The following is a 19847-nucleotide window of genomic DNA, read 5'->3' as shown; positions in this document are numbered from 1 at the left end:
AGCCACGAACAGCACTTGAACAATTCACCACAACAAGCATATTCGGTCGCCAAGAAACAGTCTGATGATTTTGCCCTATCGCCCGCAACACCTCAGAAGTGCCGAGCTGTTGTTGAAAGCAAGCCGGCAAAGCCTAAGCGGTTGTAACTATCGAGCCCTAAAAGCTCTTAATTCAGCGGTTGAAAGAGACCATGAAATACGCCACTGGCGAAACCCAAAGGAAGGAATTCGATAAATGCGCATTGCGATGATTGGCACGGGATATGTCGGTTTGGTGTCCGGGGTTTGCTTTTCGGACTTTGGCCATGATGTGATTTGCGTCGATAAATCCGATCGCAAGATCAAGATGCTTCAGGATGGAGAGGTGCCGATTTACGAGCCGGGCCTTGATGTGCTCATGACTAAGAACGTGGCTGCTGGCCGCCTGACCTTTACCACCGACCTGGCCGCTGCGGTCGACGGCGCGGACGCGGTGTTCATCGCTGTGGGCACACCTACGAGACGCGGGGACGGGCACGCTGATCTGACTTATGTGATGGCCGCCGCCGAAGAAATCGCTCATTCCATCACCGGATATACGGTTGTCGTAACCAAATCGACTGTCCCGGTCGGCACCAACCGCAAGGTTCATGAAGTTGTCTCGGGTGCAAATCCGAAGGCGGAATTCGACGTCGCATCGAACCCCGAATTCCTGCGCGAGGGCGCTGCAATTGATGATTTTATGCGCCCGGATCGTGTTGTCGTAGGGGTCGAAAGCGAACGAGCGGCGGATGTCATGGCCGAGATTTACCGCCCGCTTTATCTGCGTGACTTTCCGATCCTGACCACTGATCTAGAAAGCGCCGAGATGATCAAATACGCGGCGAATGCATTCCTGGCGACCAAAATCACGTTCATCAATGAAATCGCCGGTCTTTGCGAGCGGGCAGGCGGCGATGTCAAAGAGGTGGCGCGCGGTATTGGTCTGGATGGGCGGATCGGCAACAAGTTTCTGCACGCAGGCCCTGGCTATGGCGGCTCGTGTTTTCCGAAAGACACCGCTGCACTTGCCCGGATCGGACAGGATTTTGCCCACCCGATGCAGATCACCGAAACCGTCATTCGTGTGAACGATGAGGTCAAGAAGCGGATGATCGAGAAGATCCGGGATGCCTGCGATGACAGCTTCAATGGCAAGACCGTGGCGGTTCTGGGTGTGACTTTCAAGCCCAACACCGATGATATGCGCGACGCACCTTCCCTGACTATCGTTCCCGCCCTGATCGGTGGCGGTGCCCAGGTCCGCGTTGTCGATCCGCAAGGCCGTGCCGAGGGGGAAGCGCTGCTTCCTGGCGTCAAGTGGATGGATGATCCCTACGCCGCGGCCAAAGATGCGGACGTTGTTGTCTTGCTGACAGAATGGAACGAGTTCCGCGCCCTGAACCTGAGCGAGCTGGCGGAGACGATGAAATCGCCCCGCATGGTCGACTTGCGCAATATCTACTCGTCGACGATGGTTCTGGGATCGGGATTTGAGACCTATGTCGGCGTCGGGGTTGGGGATCAGCGTTAGGGCTGGCACCGCCAATGCCTCTCACCCAAATCAACTGGTTGTGGCAGCCGTCTGATACAGTCGGCGCATGATCAGCGGCGTCAGATACATCGGTATCTGATAGGCCCCGATGAACACCATGATCGGCGCGGTCACTTCAGGTGGCAGTGCCACGAAGAATATCGCGATGTTCCGGTTTCCGGCGATCAGAGACACCGCCGTAGCCTCGGCCCCGGGCATTCGAGTTCGTGTGAATTGGAATGAGACAACCTGAGCCCCAAAGTTGATCAGACAGGCAAACGCGATCCAGAACAGCGCGACACGCGGGTCCACAAGTGCGGTTGCGCTCAATGATGGCATCAGGCCAACAACGAAAACGGACAGAGTAATCGTTGCCGCACCTTCTACGTTCAAAAGCGTAGACTTTGAAGGTTGGCGCAGCACCGTGCGGCGCAATATGACAGCCGCGAGAATCGCTATTGTGATGGTAAGAAAAAGCCGAAGCGCGGTCATCAGGACCGCCCTGAGATCACCCAATTCCGGCATCAGCCAAAAGATCGGTAACGCGGTCAGTGGCAAAACAGCCGTTCCAACCACGACCAGTCGCATCGCCGGTTCCGCAGAATAGCCTATCATCAGGCACATATTGGGGCTGCCGGATATTGATGGGGCTGCAGCCATGACAAGCAATGCCAAAAAAACTGGCGAACCGGTCCATCCGCAGGCAATTCCAATCCCAACGACAGACAACGGCAAAACCAATTGAAAGGCGGCAATCGTTCCCGCAACTTTTCGCAGGTCAACCAGCGAACCCACAATGGCCCCCGGCTGCATTCGCAGCAGCGTCAAAAACAGCAGGAGCATGACCAAGGGCGGTAAGAGAGGCCGCATCGGTGCGGCCAGCCCCGGCAGCAGAAGGCCTGCGGCAAGGCCCGATACTAACACATATGGGCCGTGACGCGCCGCGAGGTGAAGCGGGTTCAACGGCGTCTACCCACCGGGGCTTTGACGCAGGTTTTCGGGCAGCCACGTCGCCAACTCGGGGAACCAGATCAGAACGAACACCATCAGCACCATGATCAGGAACATCGGGATCGCAGCGCGGGCGATATAGCTCATTTCATGGTTAGTCATGCCCTGCATCACGAACAGGTTGAAACCAATAGGAGGTGTGATCTGCGCCATCTCGACAACGACCACGATGAAGATCCCGAACCAGATCAGATCGATCCCGGCGTCCCGGATCATAGGCTCGACAACAGCCATAGTCAGCACAACCGAAGAAATCCCATCAAGGAAGCAGCCCAGAATGACGTAGAAAACCAGCAGAACCATGAGCAGTTCGAACCGGGTCAGTTCCCAGCCCGCGATCAAATCCGCAAGCCCGCGCGGCAGGCCGGTAAAGCCCATCGACAATGACAGGAACGCAGCACCCGCTAGGATCAGCGCAATCATCGCACTGGTGCGGGTTGCGCCCATCAAACTTTCAGTGAAGGTCTTCCAGTTCAACGATCCCTGCCCTGCTGCCAGTAGCAGTCCGCCAATCACACCGAAAGCCGCCGCCTCGGTCGCCGTAGCATAACCCAGATACATCGATCCGATTACCACCATGATCAGCAGGATCACTGGCAACAGAAAGCGAGAGTTCTTAACCTTTTCGGAAAAGGTCAACTTGCTCTCATCGTTGGGGTTCCAGTCTTTGCCAACTTTGGAATAGATGGCGACATAGCCCATGAACATTGCGGCAAGCACAAGACCGGGTAGGATGCCTGCAAAGAACAGCTTGGTGATGGACTCGTTGATCGTAACGCCGTACACGATCAACGTCAGTGACGGTGGGATCATTAGCCCAAGTGTTGCCGCGCCGGTCAGCGTGCCGATGACCATGCGTTCGGGATAGTTGCGCTTTCGCAGTTCCGGGATCGACATCTTGCCAACCGTAGTCAGCGTCGCCGCCGAAGAACCCGAGACCGCAGCAAACACTGTACAGCCTACGATATTCGTGTGGACCAGCCCGCCGGGCAAAGGTGCCATCCACGGCGACAGGCCTTTGAACATGTCTTCGGACAATCGCGTTCGGTAGAGGATCTCGCCCATCCAAATGAACATAGGCAAGGCAGTCAGGGTCCAGGAAGAGGACGCCGACCAGATCGTGGTGATCATGACATCGCCTACGGGGCGCGTCGTGAACAGCTCCATCCCGACCCAGGCGACGCCCATCAGGGCCAGCCCGACCCAGACACCGGTGCCCAGCAAGGTGAAAAGGACAAAGAGGAAGAGGATAATAACGGATATATTTTCCATGCTCTTACTCTCCGTGGCTCTGATCGGCCAGATCACGGGTGATGCGGTGATCACCCTTGAACAGGACATGGAACAGGTGATCGGTCAGCGCGATGGCCAGAATGACCGCTCCGATCAGCATGGTAGATTGCGGTATCCAAAGGGCGGTTTTATCTTGCCCCTGGCTGATATCGTTGAACTTCCAGCTCCAGTAAACAAAGCGATAGGCATACCAGCAGAAATACCACATGACCGCCGAACCAATCGCAAAGCACCAGATTTCCAGAATTCTGCGAAAGCCATCGGGAACCGCGTTCAGGAGAATGGAGACTCTAATATGGCTGCCTCGGTTCAGGGCGTTGGCGAAGGCCAGAAAAGACGCAGCGGCCATCGCATATCCAGCATAGTCTGGCGCGCCGGGAAACACCTCACCGGTCCAACGGGCCAGCATTTGCACAACAATCAACACCAGAATGGCAATCAGGCTGAGCGCCGCCAGAACCCCTGCTGCCAGATAAATGAAATCCAGTACGGACCTGAGCCCTCGCATTGCCGCCATGCTGTCCCCGCTGTGCTTTTTGTGGATTGGGAGCAGACGGCAGGATGAACTGCCGCCCGCATTCGAATGGTTACTGAGAGTTGAACGCGTCGACGATAGCTTTGCCTTCGTCTCCGGCGGCCTCAAGCCATTCGTTGGTCATGGTGACGCCGATTTCTTTCAGCTCATTCGTCATCTGTTCGGATGCAGGACCAACTGTCATGCCGCCATCGCGCAGACCCTGAAGCGTAAAGCCGGTATATTCCTTGGCGCGCCAGTTACCTGCATACTCGGCCAGTTCCGCACAGCCTTTGATGACGTTCTTGTTCGCATCCGAGACACCGGCCCAGACATCCGAGTTCACCATCACGTAGTTGCGCGGCAACCAGGCATCCACTTCATAGAAGTAGTTCAGGCTTTCCCAGACCTTCCGGTCATAGCCGGTCGACCCGGATGATACCATGGAATCCGCTACTCCGGTGGCAAAGGCCTGGCTAATCTCAGCCGCCTCGATGGTGACGGGCAGCATCCCAGTCAGTTCGGCCAGGCGTGAGGTGGCGTTGTTGTAGGAGCGGAACTTGATCCCCTCCATATCCGCAACCGAGTTCACTTCGTTCTTGAAATAAAGCCCTTGAGGCGGCCAAGGCACGGCGTAAAGCAGCGTCAGGTTCTGTTCAGCCAGCAGCTTTTCGATGGACGGCTTTGCCGCATCCCACAGCTTGGCGCTGTCGTCGAACGACGTTGCCAGGAATGGGATCGAGTCAAAGCCGAACAGCGCGTTTTCGTTCTGGTGCCCAGACAGCAGACGCTCACCAATCGGGGCTTGCCCGGTCTGGATCGCACGCTTGATGTCGGCACCTTTGAACAACGAGCCGGACGGGTGTGTGACGATTTCAATCTCACCACCGGTTCCTGTGGTGACACATTTGGCGAACTCCGCGCCGGTGGCCGAATGGAAATTCGATGCCGAATAGGCCATCGGCATATCCCATTTCTCTGCCATTACTGGCGCTGCTGCGGCAGCCGTCAGAGCGGTTGCTGCCAGAAGGCTTGTCAGTTTTTTCATCATGTTTCTCCCTGTTGAGTTTTGAGACGCCGGCGTTCTTCGCCAGTCATTTCTATGTTGCGAAACGCGAGGGCGCGTAGACGCTCATGTCAGTGTTCGGTGTTCTGCCCGCAATTATCTGGGCCAGAAGTCGCCCCGTTTTCGGCCCGCCTGTCAGGCCAATGTGATGGTGCCCAAAGCCCATATACGCACCGCTAATCCCCGGAGCCTCACCGATAATCGGGATCGAGTCGGTTGGTGCTGGGCGGTGCCCCATCCATTCCACTTCCTCCTTCCATGTCAAACCCGGGAAGGCCATCCGGGCATTCTTGCGCATCAATTCAAACGGCGCGCGTGAGGGTGGCGCATCAAGACCGCCAAATTCCACGATGCCAGCCAAACGAATGCGGCCATCCATCGGTGTGGCGACAAATTTGCCGGAAACCACCATGACCGGACTGCGCGGCATGGCAGAAGGCTCCACCAATTCAAGATGATAGCCGCGTTCGGTTTCAAGGGGAACAGAAATGCCCAAAAGCTTAGCCAAAGGCCCCGACCAAACGCCCGCAGTTACAATTGCCGTATCACACGCGATGGTTTCGCCTGCCGCCCGTATACCGGTTACGCGACCATTTTCCTGAACAACGTCATCGACCGCCGCACGTAGGATTGTGCCCCCATGTGCCTCGACATACGCCGCCAGATCTTTGACGTACCGACCTGGATCCGTGATATGGCCATGATCCGAAAGCTTCGCCGCAAATCCAATGTCTTCACTATAGACCGGATCATAGGCGTGAAAGGCAGGGCCTTCCAATTCGTCCCATGTGAATCCGTTCCTGCGCCGAATGTCCCAGCCAAACGCATCATCTTTGAAATGCGCGCGGTCGTTGTACAGGAACAGATAGTCAGAGGGCACGATCCACTTTTCAGCGCCCGTGCCCTCAGCCAGCGCTTTGTGGTCGTTCAGGCTATCGCCAACAATTGGCGTCAAAGCTGACGCGATGCGTTCCACATCTGATGCATTCGCATGACTCAGATATTTTGTTAGCCAAGGAATCAGCTTTGGAAGATACCCCCATCTCAGAAACAACGGTTGTGACGGGCTGAGCAGCATTTTGGGCGCCTTCCGGAGCAGCCCTGGAACAGTCACCGGAACAATCGAGCATGACGCCAATACGCCCCCATTGCCGTGCGAGGTGCCCTCTCCCGGTCCGGCCTTGTCGATCAGGATTACCTCGTGACCATCCCGCTGCAGCCAGATTGCGGCTGAAACGCCAACAATCCCAGCGCCGATGATCGCTATGGTCTTCTTCTCGCTCATGCCCCCACCGCCTTGGCCACTGCATAATGCTCAAGCTTGGTTACATCAGGCCTGTTGCCGAGGCCGGGTGCGTCAGGGACTACAACTTCGCCGCTGCTTACTTGGAAGGGATTTTCCAGAATGTCCTCTTTCAGGAAGTAGGAGGCTTGATAGAACTCGCAGCCCAACGTTATCTCAGGTGTTGCAGCAATCATATGTGTGCCCGCCAGATGCGCCAATCCGGCCTCGAACATATCACCGCCATAGGCTGTCAGACCATGTGCTGCAGCGATACGGGCCACAGTCTGGCCTCGTGTCGGGCCACCGGATTTCATGATTTTCACTGAAACCCCGTCACAGATACCGTCACGCGCTGCCCGCTCCATGTCTTCGGGGCCAAAGACGCTCTCATCAGCCAGAAGTGGGACGTCAATCATCTGTCGCAACTTGCCCATCATGCCGAAATGGTGGGCGCGGACAGGTTGCTCAATGAAATCCGGGGCAAATTGCGCGACATCGCGAACCTGCGCCGGTGCGTCCTCGATACTGAGCCCCTGATTATAATCTACACGAACCCTGAATTCCGGGTGGTTCTGTGCGAGATATTCCAATCGCATGATATCGAAGGCGTGATCCTTGAACCCGGTCTTGAGCTTTACAATCCGAACGCTATCGGCCTGCAATTGTGCCAGCAGCTCAACATCCTGAGCAAAATCCGGGTTCGCAATTGAGCAACTGAGTGGAATGGTTCCACGGCACTTCCCGCCCAGCAGAGACCAAACAGGAACCTTGCTGATTCTGCCCGCAAGATCCAGCAAAGCGGTTTCCAATGCAGCCTTTGCCTCGGTGCAATGAGCCACGGCATAAGCTGCCTGTGCCATGATCGCTGAACGGTCGCCCACTCTGGCCCCAACCACAAGTGGGCGCAAATAGCGATCAAGGGCTGCATAAGTGGCCTCTGGGGTGCCCGTGAAGACAGACCAGGGAGAGGCCTCACCAAATCCTTCATTGCCGTCCTCGGATCTCAGCCGCAGGACGACGACTTCGCATGTTCCTTCGACGGACCCGATGCCATGATCACGGCGAGACGTCACGGGCAACTCAAGGTGCCAGAGATCATAGCCGATGATTTTCTGTGTCAGATCGCCCATTGCACCCCCTGCCAATGGCCGAAGCCTGCCTTGACGGGGATATCATTTCAAATACTATATTATCTAGAGGTCATCAGGAAAAATGATACCATAGCGATGTCCCTGCGATTTCGTCAGCTACAGGCTTTTCACGCCATCATGGAAACCGGCACTGTCACGGGTGCGGCCTCGGTGCTTGGGATTTCACAGCCCGGGATCAGCAATCTGTTGGCACAGCTAGAGCGCGAAGCGCGTTTGCCGCTGTTTGAACGCAACAAAGGCCGGTTGCTGCCTACGCCAGAAGCTGAACTTCTATACCGCGAGGTTGATACGGTTGTTCGGGGGCTGGATCACGTGGCGCAGGCGGTCACGGATCTGCAGAACAAGCATCCGGGTCAATTGCAGATCGCCGCACCACATCTGCTATCCTTCGGCTTCATGCCGCGTGAGATCGCTCGCTTCGCAGAAAGCCGTCCGAACCTGTCGGTAAGCTTTCAGTCGCAGTATTCCTCGAAGATTCAAGAATGGGTAATCTCTGGCCTATTTGAGATCGGCATTGTCGAGATGCCCATTCTGCATGACACACTGAACTATCAGGTTTTTGAATTCGAAACACTGGCGACCTTTCCGGAAACCAGCCCTTTGGCAGATTATGATGTGCTCACACCTGAAATTCTTGAAAACGAACCATTCATCGTGATGGGGCCAGAGCATCAAACCCACCGACGAACTCGGGACATCTTCCAATCAGCGGGGCGCAACTGGCGGACCCAGATTCACACCCATCTGTCAGAAAACCTGCTAAGTTTCGTCAAGCAGGGCATGGGGGTCGCGATGATCGATCCCTTCACTGTCACCTTTGACGACGAGAGCGGGTATCAAACCCGCCCCTTCCGACCGGCTGTGATGCTTGATCTGGCCATTATCACCGCGAAAGGGCGACCCCTATCAACGATTGCACAAGATTTTCTGGCTCAGCTAACCCCTTCGATCGCCTCTTATGCCACCCATTCCGAAACCGGTGCAGCGGCCTCGTGAAGCGGTTGTGAGTGAATGTCGACCAATGTCGGGCCATCATGCTCGATAGCCTGTTTCAGAACTTTGGACAGGTCTTCGGGATCTTTGACAGTCCATGATTTCACACCAAAGGCGCTTGCAACAGCGGCGTGGTCGGTGCGGTTGAAATCAACATTGTAGTATCTCTGCCCAAACCCTGCGTCCTGTCCGGCCTTGATCCAGCCAAAGACCGAGTTCGAGAATACAATTGAGGTGATCGGCATGTTGTGCCGCACCATGGTTTCGAACTCACCACAGGTAAAGCCGAATGAGCCGTCACCCATCACCGACAAGGTCTTGACCGAAGGCCGTCCAACATGCGCACCCATTGCGGCACCCAAGGAATATCCTAACGCCCCATGCGCCCGGTTGGTGATGAAATGCCGCTCCGGTGTCTGCCAGCGGTAATGCGCGCTGAAATATGGGCATGGCGTGCCGGGATCAGCGACAACAATCGCATCATCATCCAGGATATCCATCAGCGAAGCCATGACAGCCTCGGGCCGGATCGGCGTTTCTCGGCTGGCTGCAAGCGGGGCGAACGCAGCTAATTTGGCCGCCCATGCCGCGTTTGATTTGGCCGCCCCGCCCAGCCTGGGCAGGTCTTGGCGTGCCGCCAATGCGTCCGCCAATGCCTCCAGCGCGAGACGCGCGTCGGCACAAATAGCGACTTCGGTCGGATAGTTGGCTCCGATCACCATCGGGTCACTGTCGATATGAATGATGGTGGCATCGCGCGCAGGGCTTCTCCAGCGCTCGGTCGTGACGGATCCTGCGCGACATCCGATGAACAGAACGACATCCGCCGCATCTACCACAGCGCGGGTGGCAGGCACCCCGCCATTCGATCCGACAACACCAAGCGCGAGCGAGTCTGTCTCGGCAATCGAGCCCTGCCCCGACACGGTCGTGGCGACAGGCATATCCAACAGTCCCGCAACCCGGCGCAGTGCGTCGCTTGCCCCTGATAGAACGGGTCCACCGCCACAAACGGCTACGGCGGATTTAGACTTTGAAAGTATCTCTGCTGCCGCCTCGACCGCATCCATGTCGGGGCCTGCACGTTCCGCCGGATAGCTGCGATGTCTTGCATCCGCCCAGATCTCTGCCTCGTCCACCGGCGCTTTCTGAGTATCGAAGGGCAAGGCAAGATGTGTGGCCCCAGGTGTACCGGTGGTCATTGCACGGAATGCCGCACGAACCATGGCCGGCAATCGCCTGGCATCATCCAGCGACGCATTCCACTTGGCCAGCGGCTTGAACAGCGCGGGTTGGTCCAATTCGGTCAGCGGGTACTTTCCCCGGCTGGTTGTCGCCACATCCGAGGTGATCGCAAGAATAGGAACCGAGCTTTCGTTGGCTTCGACCACGCCAGGTAGAATATAGGTCGCCCCGCCTCCAGACGGGCCTTCGCAGACACCCGGCTTACCTGTCACCCTTGCATAACCATCCGCCATGTAGGCCGCATGACGTTCATCCCGCGTCAGAATGTGCTGAATACCGTGATCCATCCGAGATAGCGCATCATAGAATGGCAAGGTTGTATCACCACATAGGCCGAACATGTGCTTCACGCCATGCGCCTCAAGCATACGGACCATTGCCTCGGCTCCGGTCAGGTAATTCGTTCCTGTCATGGTCGGCGACTCCCTCGATCCAATCTGCACACAGACCTGTATACAGTTTTGTATATTGATTTCAAGACTGGCCTGTGGCACCTGTGGGGCAACGACCAAAAGGCAATACCAATGGCAGGTCCACGCGTTGATGATATCTACGATCAGATGAAGGCCATGGCGGTTTCATTCCGCCTGCGTCCCGGCGATCGTTTGAACGAAGTCGCCCTGTCGAAGGAGCTGGGCGTCAGCCGCACCCCTTTGCGCGAAGCACTGAACCGGCTGGTCGCCGAACGTTTGTTCGACTTCCGCCCGGGACAGGGTTTCTTTTGCCGCCCATTGGATGCCCAAAGCATTTTTGACCTGTTCGAGCTGCGCCAAATCATCGAAACCGCCGCCGTCCGCGCAGCGTGCACCAAGGCCACCACAGAACAACTGCAGGCGCTTCACGACGAACTTTATGCGACGGGTATCGATATCACCGGGCTTACCGTTGAAGAGGCCGTCACGCGAGATGAAGCATTTCATCTGGGCATCGCCCGGCTGTCTGGCAACATGGAATTGCTGCAAACCCTGATGCGGATTAATGAGCGCATTCGCTATATCCGATGGATTTCCATGAGTCTGGACCGGGTCCAACGCTCAAAAGACGAACATAAGCGCGTCATGCAGGCCTTGATGAACCGCGACGCTGATGAGGCCGCGCAGGCTTTGGGCACCCATATCAACAAGCGGATGGATCAGGTGCAGGACGCGGTGCGCCATGGGATATCAAGCATCTATATGGAAGGGTCGGACGATATCTCGACCCGCATCATTCAGGAGGCGCAGTCATGATCGCGCAGGGCGGAAAATCCATATACGGCGCATCTGTCGGCATCCTGATGTTGGACGCACATTTTCCGCGTATTCCCGGTGATATGGGCAACGCGCAGACATGGCCGTTTCCCGTTCTCTATCGCATCGTGCGCGACGCTTCGCCTGATCTTGTGGTCCGCAAAGGGGCCGAAGGAATGCTTGGAGCGTTCATTGATGCGGCTCGGGAGCTTGTAAAAGACGGGGTGGACGGGATCACCACCAATTGCGGCTTTCTTTCGCTGTTTCAGGATGAATTGGCCGAGGCAGTGCCGGTGCCGGTCGCGACGTCCTCGATGATGCAGGTCGATATGGTGAACCGTGTCCTTCCTGCAGGAAAGCGCGCCGGAATTCTAACAATCTCTGCCTCAACACTTACAGATGAGCACCTGCGAAAGGCACGGGTCCCCGACGGCACTCCGATTGGCACCACCGAAGGCGGCAGCGAATTCACAACCGCGATCCTCAGAAACGCATTGGCGCTGGATGTGGACAAAGCCCGCGACGACAATGTCGAAGCAGCGCTTGCGCTGCAGGCGGGAAATCCCGACCTTGGTGCAATTGTACTGGAATGTACAAACATGTGCCCTTACGCGGCGGACATACAGCAAGCGACCGGTTTGCCTGTGTTTTCTATCGTCACCTTCATCAACTGGTTTCAGGCCGGGCTGAACCCGACGAGGTTCTGATCAAGTGACCCGTAAGTCCAGAGTAGCCGTCGTCTATAACCAGATGGCGATTCTGGACCTATCGGCAACAGCTTGACGGTGACCAGGAACCAAGCAATCAAGAAACGAAATCGGAACAGCGCCAAAACGACCATCGTCAACCTCAAGGTGACCTGTTCTGACACCACTTAACAACAGTTCAGGAACCGAGACGCATGACGAAAACACCGATCGAGTTGTTGGCCGCCAGCGCCTCGGAAATCCGCCCTGTTGTTGCGCTGAGCGAAGGCGCCGATCCGCGCATCGTTGCCGGAGGATTGGCTGCCCATAAGGCTGGTCTGGCAGATATTATTCTCGTCGGACCCAAGGCCGAAGTAGAAGCCGCGCTAGCGGCAGAGGGTGGCTCAGCCGAGGACGGTATTGCCATCCATGATCCTGCGCATTCGGAACTGACTGACGATTTTGCGGCCGAGTATCATTCTCTGCGCAAACACAAAGGTGTCGATGAAGCCAAGGCGCGCAAGGCCGCAGAATCGCCGCTGGTCTATGCAGCGATGCTGGTACGGCTGGGCCACGCAACCGGGACCGTGGGCGGCGCAGTCCATACCACGGGCGATGTCGTCAGAACTGCCATCCAAGTCATCGGGATGAAGCCCGATGCTGGAATGGTATCCTCGTTCTTCCTGATGTACCCACCCGAGGCCGCCGCTGTGGGCGCTCGCGCCATGCTCTATTCAGATTGCGGCTTGGTGATCGATCCGACATCCGAAGAACTGGCTAACATTGCGGCCGCTTCAGCGGTGTCCGCGCGGGCATTGCTGCAGGAAGAGCCAAAGATCGCGATGTTGAGTTTCTCAACAAAAGGCAGCGCCCAACACCCAGCGGTGGACAAGGTCGTCAACGCGACAGAAATTCTGCGGGCGAAACACCCAGAGTTGAATGTGGATGGAGAGCTGCAATTTGATGCCGCCTTCGTGCCGTCGATTGGTGAGCGAAAATCCCCCGGGTCCTCGGTCGCGGGTCAGTCGAACGTCAAGATTTTCCCAAATCTGGATGCCGGAAATATCGGGTACAAGATGACTCAACGGCTGGGCGGTTATCTGGCGATCGGTCCGGTTTTGCAGGGGCTCGCCAAACCGGCCAATGATCTATCGCGCGGATGCAGCGCGGAAGATGTGACGCAGATCATCGCGGTGACCATCCTGCAGGCGCGCGAACCCTAAACTCGGCAGCCGGCCTGCTTTATCGCGCAGGCCCGCGACCCATTCATTACAAACAAAGGACCATCCGTTATGGCGTCCGCCGATCCCTCAGCCCTATCCCTCACCGAGCGGAGCAAGGAGCGTGTTCGCACGCTCTTTCCCGGCGTCATGATTGCCGTAACCGTTGCCGTCGCCGCCAAGTTCCTGTCCGAGCATTATGCTACCCCGGCCATGCTGCTTGCCCTTCTTTTGGGGATTGCGGTCAGCTTTCTGGGCGAAGAAGGAAAAACCGTTGAGGGGATCGGATTCGCCGCACGCACACTTCTGCGCCTTGGCGTGGCCTTGCTGGGTGTGCGCGTGTCGATGACCCTGATGCTGGGTCTGGGCTGGGACCTGATTGCCCTTGTGATCGTCGGAGTGCTGTTGACCATAGGATTTGGCCTGTCCGTAGCTCGTTTTTTTGGCCACAAATGGCGCTTTGCCTTTCTGACCGCCGGTTCGGTCGCAATCTGCGGTGCATCGGCGGCAATGGCGATCAGTGCAATCCTGCCCAAGGACGAACGCTCGGAAGAGCGTCTGATTTTTACTGTCATGGGCGTGACCGTTTTGTCCACCATCGCCATGATCGCCTATCCGATCCTCGTACGCTCATTAGGGATGAACGATATTGCGGGCGGTGTGTTTCTGGGTGGCACCATCCATGATGTGGCTCAGGTTGTCGGCGCGGGATTTTCGATCTCGGAACAAACCGGAGATACGGCGACGCTGGTCAAATTGTTCCGCGTGGCGATGCTGGCACCGGTGGTTTTGGTCGCTTCACTGATTATTCGTGGCTTTGCTGAAATGGACGCAGACGGGAAACGCCCACCGCTGTTGCCGGGATTCGTGTTAGGATTTCTGGTTCTCGCTGCGGCATCCTCATTCGGATTGATCCCGCCAGCGATTTCAGAATTTCTAAGCCAATGCTCTCGATGGTTGTTGCTTGTTGCGATCGCAGCTGTTGGGATGAAGACAAACCTTAAACAGATCCTGTCGGTCGGTGCAGCCGCAATCGCCCTCATCATAGTGGAGACGTTGTTCATCGCCGTGGTAATTCTGGCCGGGATTAACCTATTAACCTGAAGCAGTTACCAAGAGTTTTCCGCCAACTGCGACGGCTGAACGGCAACCCCTGACAGTCCGGTGCGGGTTTGCCGATTGCCTTCGTTCGCGGTGTTTGGTTCATTGGCGACTGGCGCTTTGCAGCGCTTTTTCGTTCGATTCCGAATGATTCCTCAAGCGAGATGAAGAATATGGACAACACCTTGCCTCTGCCACCTGGCCCGCATTCCGAACCGGGTTTTTGGCTTGATACATCTGAACACCGCACGTGGTTGAAAGATCAGGCTATGCGACAGTTGGCGTTTTTCAGCGCAAGTTGTCGGACCGAGCCAGGATTTTTCATCCTCGACCATGATGGCAGCCCGCTGCCAAACACATTGCAGGAACTGCACACGACTACACGCCTGGTGCATTCTTACGCTCTGGGGCATCTGATTGGATTTCAAGGCGCTGAGCGGATCATCGATCACGGTATGGCCTACCTCAACAGCCACCACAAAGACCGGGATCACGCCGGTTACCTTTGGGCTTTGGATGGCGACAACATCAAAGATGATCGCAAGCTTGCCTACGGGCATGTCTTTGTTCTGCTCGCTGCCTCAAGCGCAAAACAGATAGGGCACCCGGAAGCTGACAAACTGCTGACCGAAGTCCGAGATGTTTTGGACACACATTTCTGGGATGATGAGGCCGGGTTGTACTGTGACGAGTGGAACCGCGATTGGACGCCGTTATCCACATATCGCGGAATGAACGCGAATATGCACGGAGTTGAGGCACTGCTTGCAGCTTTTGAGGCGACAGGCGACGAAATCTATCTTACCCACGCCGGTCGTATTCTGGATTTCTTTATCGGCCGGATCGCTCCTGCTGAAAACTGGCGCTTGCCCGAGCATTTCACCTCAGATTGGCAGATTGACCGGGGCTATGCCGGTGACCCGATGTTCCGTCCCGCGGGCACGACCCCGGGCCATTCGTTCGAGCTTGGGCGACTTCAGCTGCAGCATTGGGATTTATCAGGCCGACCAAACTCGGGCGCGCCCGAGTCATCGCGACGATTGATTGAGCAGGCCCTCAAGGATGCATGGCTGCCCGGCGGCGGCATGGCATATACGCTGGATTTTGGGGGTCGGGTCGCAAATGCGTCGCGGTTCTGGTGGCCAGTAGCTGAAGCCATTGGTGCGGTTGGAGCCCTGATCGCACTGGATAAAAGGCAAGAGGATGAAATTTGGTACAGAAAACTCTGGACCTTTGCGAATGAAACGTTCGTGGATCACCAACATGGCGGCTGGTTCCCGGCGGTGGATGAATCCGGTGACATCGTGACATCCATCTTTGACGGCAAACCGGATATCTATCATTCATTGCAGGCTTGCCTGTTCCCGCTATCGGGGCGCTTATCGCGGATGGTGCCGCTTTAGCGCGCGGATTCAAGCAAAGCGAGACCCGCATCGAGCCGGCTCAATTGAAGAGTCGGGGTAAATCTGCTATGTTAAATACATTCAACACCATCCGACGACCTGCGAATTCGGATGCGTTTCTTGACGAACGGATAGGAGAGTTGAATGGCAAATCAAGCACGTGGAAAGCGAACGACCCGAAAGGGCACACTTGAGGTGAGACCACAACCATCGGCCCATTCCGCCCTGAGCGAACGGGCCGGGGCGTCAGGCCTCATGACCCCGCAAATGCTGAGCGAACGCGATGAGCGCGTCTCAAAAACTCGCAAAAAGGGCGGGCCTGCTTTGGAAGAAGATAATTCGGATCAATCCGGCAATGACGCTGATCCGACGGAACTGGATTACTAATCAATTAAGCACATTTTTTTGACATGAATAGATTACGGAGGCTGCTATGCCCTCGACCCATCAGCCAAGGATTTTCAACACAATAAACCTTACGGATTTCGATACTAACGGCCAAACCTCTACTGTGGGCGAGCCGACAGTTTCCAGCAACGGAGGTCAGATTCTGGCCACTGGCAACTGGTATGCAAGTCGGTCACTGGACGGCGGCCAAAGCTGGTCTCACATGAGTCCTTTCACGTTGTTCCCACCTGTTGACGGGGGGTTTTGCTGCGACCAGACCACGATTTACGACCCAAGCCGGGATCTGCTTATCTGGCTGCTTCAATATATCGAACAGGGGGGCACCAACACACTGCGGGTTGCGGTCAAACAAGGGCGCACCTTGGGGAACGACACATGGAACATTTGGGATTTCACCCCCGCCGGGCTTGATCCCGCGTGGAACAATGAGTGGTTCGACTATAATCACGTTTCGTTGTCCGAAAACTATATGTATGCGGGCACCAATGTGTTCTCGGCCGGGGCTAACCAGTTTACCCGCTCGGTCATTCTGCGGATTTCACTGGACGAACTGGCGACCGCGGCAACGCTATCATTCGACATATTCGAAACAGAAGACAACTTCTCTCTGCGCTGCGTACAAGGCGCACGCGGCGCGATGTACTTTGCCAGCCACAACACGAACTCGCAGATCCGCGTATTCAGATGGGCCGAGAACGCCTCGGACGTAGATGAATTCGACATCGATGTCACGCCTTGGTCCGCAGGCAATTATTCCGCGCAGACCACCGGTGGCGACTGGATGTCGCGCACTGATCCACGCATTATGGCTGGTTGGCTGGGACGCGGCGTTCTGGGCTTTATGTGGACAGCTAATCGTCAGACCAACAGGCCACTCCCTTTCGTCAGGACCGTCCGCATTGACGAAGCAACCATGTCATTGATTGACGAACCGGATATCTGGAACAGTCAGATCGCGTTCGCCTACCCCTCAACAGCTGTAAACCGGGTTGGTGATGTAGGGCTTTCGGTCTTTGCGGGTGGTGGGAATTTGCATCCGAGCCATGTTGTTGGCTCATACGACGATATCGATCTGACTTGGCGGCTGGCCCTCGCTCGACGTGGCACAGACACTCCGGGTCTGGGAAAATGGGGCGACTACACCAACTGTGCCGAGGTTGCCGATGATGGCTTCACCTGGCTGGCAGCCGGGTACACGCTGCAGGGCGGGAACACCCAAACTGACATCGAACCAACCATGACCTGGTTCGCACAACAGCGCTATGACGCACCACGTCGCCATCCGCCCGTTATCGTCTAAAACATTATAACCATTTATAATTCAGGGATCTACATCATGCACAGAGCGATTAAATCACAAGGCGTAAAGTCATTCTTGCGGCAGGAAGCCCCCTGGCTACTTATCGCCTTTGTTATTGCTGACCTATTCTACAAATGGGGGTCATTCGCCCTGGAATGCGTCGGCTTTCTGTTGACTTGGTACGTCCTGAGCCTTCTAGCCAGCCTGGTGTCACGTATGCTGTGGGGGGAAAACTCAGCTGTCGGAGATTGAACCATCGATCAATCTTTTTAAGCTTGCGGACTATTGGTTTGCCTCCCGCCCTGGTACATTACGAGTTTGTTGCGCGTAGGTCTGAAATCACTTCGGACAACAGCTCAATCCCTTTTCGGATAGAACCGGGTTGGATTGACGAGACGCCAAGACGAAAGTGGTATCTCCCTGCGGTTTTATTTGAAAAACAGGGCCCGATCGGCTCCACAATAACACCGCGTTTTAGGGCGGCTTGACATATCGTCATGGCATCCAACCGGGCCTCGGGATCAGAAAGCACAAAAACCGTTCCGCCAAATTCGCCCGTTTTCAGGAAATGGGGTAGCTTTTCACGGATCGTCGTATCAGCCAGATGCCAGCGCAGCTCATAATTCTGGCGAACCCTGCGCAACAAGCCATCATAGTACCCCAAGTTGATAAACGCTGCAGCAGTGTGCTGAAGGATCATCGGCGGATGGCGCATCATCATGCCCCGGCAATCGCGCGCGGCGTCAATAAATTCTGGCGCAGCCGCCAGGTACCCCAGGCGCAAACCTGGTGAAAGACCTTTGGAAAGGCTGCCCAAATAGATCAGTCGATCCGTGTCATCCAGACTGCGCAGCGGCAGCAAAGTAGAATGCCGGTAATCCACATCGCATTCGTAATCGTCTTCGACTATGTAAAAATCATACTCTTCAGCGGCCTGCAGCAAGGCCTTGCGGCGGCGCTCGGACATCGTAACGGTGGTTGGGTGCTGGCGATTGGGGGTTACGAATACCAGGTCAGCCTCGCGCAGAAGTTCATCGACGATCAAACCCTCGCTATCAATGGGTTGAAACCTTACATTCCCAAAATTTGCCTGAAGGATCTTGCGTGCATCCGGATATCCCGGATCCTCCATAACCGCAGTTTTATCGCGCCCGCCGAACAACAGGCTGGTGATAAACAACCCGTTTTGCGAACCCAATGTGATCAGGATTGAGTCGCTGGGTTCAAAAATACCGCGACGGGGCAGGATGCGCTGCCGGACCTGCTCGATAAGTTCAAAGCAATCCTCGTACAGCCCGTCCGCTGACCAGATTTTCAGGTGCTTTCGATTCATGGCCAACCGAGTGCATTCGCGCCAATCCGCAACCGGGAATGCGCCATCATCGATTTGGTTGCACACAAACGGATAGTCGTACTTATACCAGTCATTCGGGCGCTGGATGGTTTCGATTTCTTCGGTGCGGCGCAGTTTGTTCAGTTTCTGGCCAATCGATGTGCGCTGTCTGGTGCTGGTTCGCCCAATCGCATCACCGTCCGTGCGAATCCCCACGTCAGAGCAGACATAATAACCCGAGCGGGGCCGGGCCTCGATCAGTTGCTCTTCTTCAAGCTTTCGATAAGCCGCGACGACCGTATTGATCGAAACATCGAGATCCCGCGCCAACCCCCGACATGAGGCAAGCTTTAGTCCAGACGGCATCAAACCTTCAAAAATGAGTCGTGAAATCTGCGAGACGATCTGATCTCGCAAACCGCTGGACTGAGTTTTGTCGATGCTCAACCGTTGTGTCATGTCCTGTCAGGCTCTAGTCGCAAATTCTGCGACGCGATTTGCAAACTGTATCCATGTTTTCAAGTGCTCCATGCAAAGTGGAAACGACGCCAAATTCCCCAATTCTGTACTGGCAATACTGAAAGCAATAGCGCTCTTACTAAAAGCGGGTTGATGATAACTCAAAAAAGAGACTTCAGCCAACGCTATGTTTTTAAAGTACTTATACAGACCAGAGATGTGCTTAAGCAACCTGCGCTGCCATTGTTGAACTTGTAACATCTTAACGCGCGGGACTGAATCGCGGCATCGAACAGTCACTTGGCGCGATGAAATCTGTACCCATTATTACAAACAACTGTATCTTTCTCAGTCGAACTCCTTCGCGTTTGCTGTAGCGATCCGGGAAGTTCCATGTCGAAATTAGGGATCACCCGGGCCGTTCGATGCGACTAGGGAGGGAGACCGTTCGCATGGTTTTGCAGGAGTGGGATATGCGTCGACTCTGTGAACAGCGATTCAGCAGACGTTTCTCTGATGTCCGTCCGAACCCCGACGCGAAGGGTCCGGTACATCAATTCAGCGCACAGATTTTTTGAGGGAGAACCAGATCCATGAA

General features: G+C 55.8%; 17 protein-coding genes. 9 read left to right on the top strand and 8 right to left on the bottom strand.

The window, feature by feature from the left end; translation table 11 throughout:
- Nucleotides 1-235 precede the first annotated feature (235 nt).
- Entirely contained in the window at nt 236-1552 is a 1317-nt protein-coding gene (locus tag ACRZ9U_RS17115; protein ID WP_170406968.1) for a UDP-glucose dehydrogenase family protein, read from the top strand.
- A 30-nt stretch (nt 1553-1582) separates the two neighbouring features.
- On the opposite strand, the gene ACRZ9U_RS17110 is transcribed toward ACRZ9U_RS17115, so the two are convergent.
- The 6 genes from ACRZ9U_RS17110 to ACRZ9U_RS17085 all read right to left on the bottom strand — a co-directional run bounded on the left by ACRZ9U_RS17110 (nt 1583) and on the right by ACRZ9U_RS17085 (nt 7851).
- Nucleotides 1583-2395, bottom strand: coding sequence for a hypothetical protein (locus tag ACRZ9U_RS17110; RefSeq protein WP_480902474.1), 813 nt, complete (start codon nt 2393-2395; stop codon nt 1583-1585).
- A 126-nt stretch (nt 2396-2521) separates the two neighbouring features.
- Nucleotides 2522-3835 carry a TRAP transporter large permease subunit gene (locus ACRZ9U_RS17105; RefSeq protein WP_170393803.1) on the bottom strand — a complete coding sequence of 438 codons (1314 nt, stop codon included), beginning with the start codon at nt 3833-3835 and terminating at the stop codon, nt 2522-2524.
- Nucleotides 3836-3839: 4 nt separating this feature from the next.
- A complete protein-coding gene (locus ACRZ9U_RS17100; protein WP_170406962.1) occupies nt 3840-4373 on the bottom strand; it encodes a TRAP transporter small permease in 534 nt (177 codons plus the stop codon).
- 70 nt (nt 4374-4443) lie between these two features.
- Nucleotides 4444-5418 (bottom strand): TRAP transporter substrate-binding protein, encoded by a 975-nt coding sequence (locus tag ACRZ9U_RS17095; protein ID WP_170393799.1) that lies wholly within the window; start codon nt 5416-5418, stop codon nt 4444-4446.
- Nucleotides 5419-5470: 52 nt separating this feature from the next.
- The gene (locus ACRZ9U_RS17090) at nt 5471-6721 is read right to left on the bottom strand and encodes an NAD(P)/FAD-dependent oxidoreductase (protein ID WP_170406959.1); all 1251 of its coding nucleotides are present in this window, start codon (nt 6719-6721) and stop codon (nt 5471-5473) included.
- A complete protein-coding gene (locus ACRZ9U_RS17085; RefSeq protein WP_170406956.1) occupies nt 6718-7851 on the bottom strand; it encodes an enolase C-terminal domain-like protein in 1134 nt (377 codons plus the stop codon). Before ACRZ9U_RS17085 ends, ACRZ9U_RS17090 begins: the two co-directional genes overlap by 4 nt.
- A 96-nt stretch (nt 7852-7947) precedes the next feature.
- Here ACRZ9U_RS17085 and ACRZ9U_RS17080 point away from each other — a divergent pair, with 96 nt between their 5' ends.
- Complete coding sequence (locus ACRZ9U_RS17080) at nt 7948-8868, top strand: LysR family transcriptional regulator (protein ID WP_170406952.1); 921 nt, start codon at nt 7948-7950, stop codon at nt 8866-8868.
- Here the strand turns inward: ACRZ9U_RS17080 and ACRZ9U_RS17075 are convergent.
- Nucleotides 8829-10523, bottom strand: coding sequence for a thiamine pyrophosphate-binding protein (locus ACRZ9U_RS17075; protein WP_170406949.1), 1695 nt, complete (start codon nt 10521-10523; stop codon nt 8829-8831). The two genes, ACRZ9U_RS17080 and ACRZ9U_RS17075, sit on opposite strands and share 40 nt — an antisense overlap.
- Before the next feature lie 111 nt (nt 10524-10634).
- On the opposite strand from ACRZ9U_RS17075, the gene ACRZ9U_RS17070 reads away from it, so the two are divergent.
- From ACRZ9U_RS17070 to ACRZ9U_RS17040, 7 genes are all read left to right on the top strand, one after another.
- Entirely contained in the window at nt 10635-11339 is a 705-nt protein-coding gene (locus ACRZ9U_RS17070; RefSeq protein WP_170406946.1) for a GntR family transcriptional regulator, read from the top strand.
- Nucleotides 11336-12046, top strand: a complete 711-nt coding sequence (locus ACRZ9U_RS17065; RefSeq protein WP_170406943.1) for an aspartate/glutamate racemase family protein — start codon at nt 11336-11338, stop codon at nt 12044-12046. Before ACRZ9U_RS17070 ends, ACRZ9U_RS17065 begins: the two co-directional genes overlap by 4 nt.
- 194 nt (nt 12047-12240) lie before the next feature.
- A complete protein-coding gene (gene pta, locus ACRZ9U_RS17060) occupies nt 12241-13248 on the top strand; it encodes a phosphate acetyltransferase (protein ID WP_170406940.1) in 1008 nt (335 codons plus the stop codon).
- A gap of 69 nt (nt 13249-13317) precedes the next feature.
- Nucleotides 13318-14349: a putative sulfate exporter family transporter gene (locus ACRZ9U_RS17055; RefSeq protein ID WP_170406937.1), complete on the top strand. Its 1032-nt coding sequence runs from the start codon at nt 13318-13320 to the stop codon at nt 14347-14349.
- A gap of 170 nt (nt 14350-14519) precedes the next feature.
- Complete coding sequence (locus ACRZ9U_RS17050) at nt 14520-15749, top strand: AGE family epimerase/isomerase (RefSeq protein WP_170406934.1); 1230 nt, start codon at nt 14520-14522, stop codon at nt 15747-15749.
- A gap of 144 nt (nt 15750-15893) precedes the next feature.
- Entirely contained in the window at nt 15894-16136 is a 243-nt protein-coding gene (locus ACRZ9U_RS17045) for a hypothetical protein (RefSeq protein WP_170393778.1), read from the top strand.
- A gap of 46 nt (nt 16137-16182) precedes the next feature.
- The gene (locus ACRZ9U_RS17040; protein ID WP_170406931.1) at nt 16183-17457 is read left to right on the top strand and encodes a hypothetical protein; all 1275 of its coding nucleotides are present in this window, start codon (nt 16183-16185) and stop codon (nt 17455-17457) included.
- A 310-nt stretch (nt 17458-17767) separates the two neighbouring features.
- Here ACRZ9U_RS17040 and ACRZ9U_RS17035 read toward each other — a convergent pair whose 3' ends face one another.
- A complete protein-coding gene (locus tag ACRZ9U_RS17035; protein ID WP_255612214.1) occupies nt 17768-19237 on the bottom strand; it encodes an aminotransferase-like domain-containing protein in 1470 nt (489 codons plus the stop codon).
- Nucleotides 19238-19847 lie beyond the last annotated feature (610 nt).

The organism is Ruegeria sp. D7, from assembly GCF_056534355.1.
Note: the sequence above shows the minus strand (reverse complement) of the source record. Positions and strands in the feature narration are given on the sequence as shown.

What these genes read in the sequence shown, in the direction of transcription:
- ACRZ9U_RS17075 (WP_170406949.1), bottom strand. Translation starts at nt 10,523, where the DNA reads ATGACAGGAACGAATTACCTGACCGGAGCCGAGGCAATGGTCCGTATG.
- ACRZ9U_RS17105 (WP_170393803.1), bottom strand. Translation starts at nt 3,835, where the DNA reads ATGGAAAATATATCCGTTATTATCCTCTTCCTCTTTGTCCTTTTCACC.
- ACRZ9U_RS17100 (WP_170406962.1), bottom strand. Translation starts at nt 4,373, where the DNA reads ATGGCGGCAATGCGAGGGCTCAGGTCCGTACTGGATTTCATTTATCTG.
- ACRZ9U_RS17085 (WP_170406956.1), bottom strand. Translation starts at nt 7,851, where the DNA reads ATGGGCGATCTGACACAGAAAATCATCGGCTATGATCTCTGGCACCTT.
- ACRZ9U_RS17055 (WP_170406937.1), top strand. Translation starts at nt 13,318, where the DNA reads ATGGCGTCCGCCGATCCCTCAGCCCTATCCCTCACCGAGCGGAGCAAG.
- pta (WP_170406940.1), top strand. Translation starts at nt 12,241, where the DNA reads ATGACGAAAACACCGATCGAGTTGTTGGCCGCCAGCGCCTCGGAAATC.
- ACRZ9U_RS17110 (WP_480902474.1), bottom strand. Translation starts at nt 2,395, where the DNA reads ATGCTCCTGCTGTTTTTGACGCTGCTGCGAATGCAGCCGGGGGCCATT.
- ACRZ9U_RS17045 (WP_170393778.1), top strand. Translation starts at nt 15,894, where the DNA reads ATGGCAAATCAAGCACGTGGAAAGCGAACGACCCGAAAGGGCACACTT.
- ACRZ9U_RS17095 (WP_170393799.1), bottom strand. Translation starts at nt 5,418, where the DNA reads ATGAAAAAACTGACAAGCCTTCTGGCAGCAACCGCTCTGACGGCTGCC.
- ACRZ9U_RS17080 (WP_170406952.1), top strand. Translation starts at nt 7,948, where the DNA reads ATGTCCCTGCGATTTCGTCAGCTACAGGCTTTTCACGCCATCATGGAA.
- ACRZ9U_RS17090 (WP_170406959.1), bottom strand. Translation starts at nt 6,721, where the DNA reads ATGAGCGAGAAGAAGACCATAGCGATCATCGGCGCTGGGATTGTTGGC.
- ACRZ9U_RS17065 (WP_170406943.1), top strand. Translation starts at nt 11,336, where the DNA reads ATGATCGCGCAGGGCGGAAAATCCATATACGGCGCATCTGTCGGCATC.
- ACRZ9U_RS17115 (WP_170406968.1), top strand. Translation starts at nt 236, where the DNA reads ATGCGCATTGCGATGATTGGCACGGGATATGTCGGTTTGGTGTCCGGG.
- ACRZ9U_RS17070 (WP_170406946.1), top strand. Translation starts at nt 10,635, where the DNA reads ATGGCAGGTCCACGCGTTGATGATATCTACGATCAGATGAAGGCCATG.
- ACRZ9U_RS17040 (WP_170406931.1), top strand. Translation starts at nt 16,183, where the DNA reads ATGCCCTCGACCCATCAGCCAAGGATTTTCAACACAATAAACCTTACG.
- ACRZ9U_RS17050 (WP_170406934.1), top strand. Translation starts at nt 14,520, where the DNA reads ATGGACAACACCTTGCCTCTGCCACCTGGCCCGCATTCCGAACCGGGT.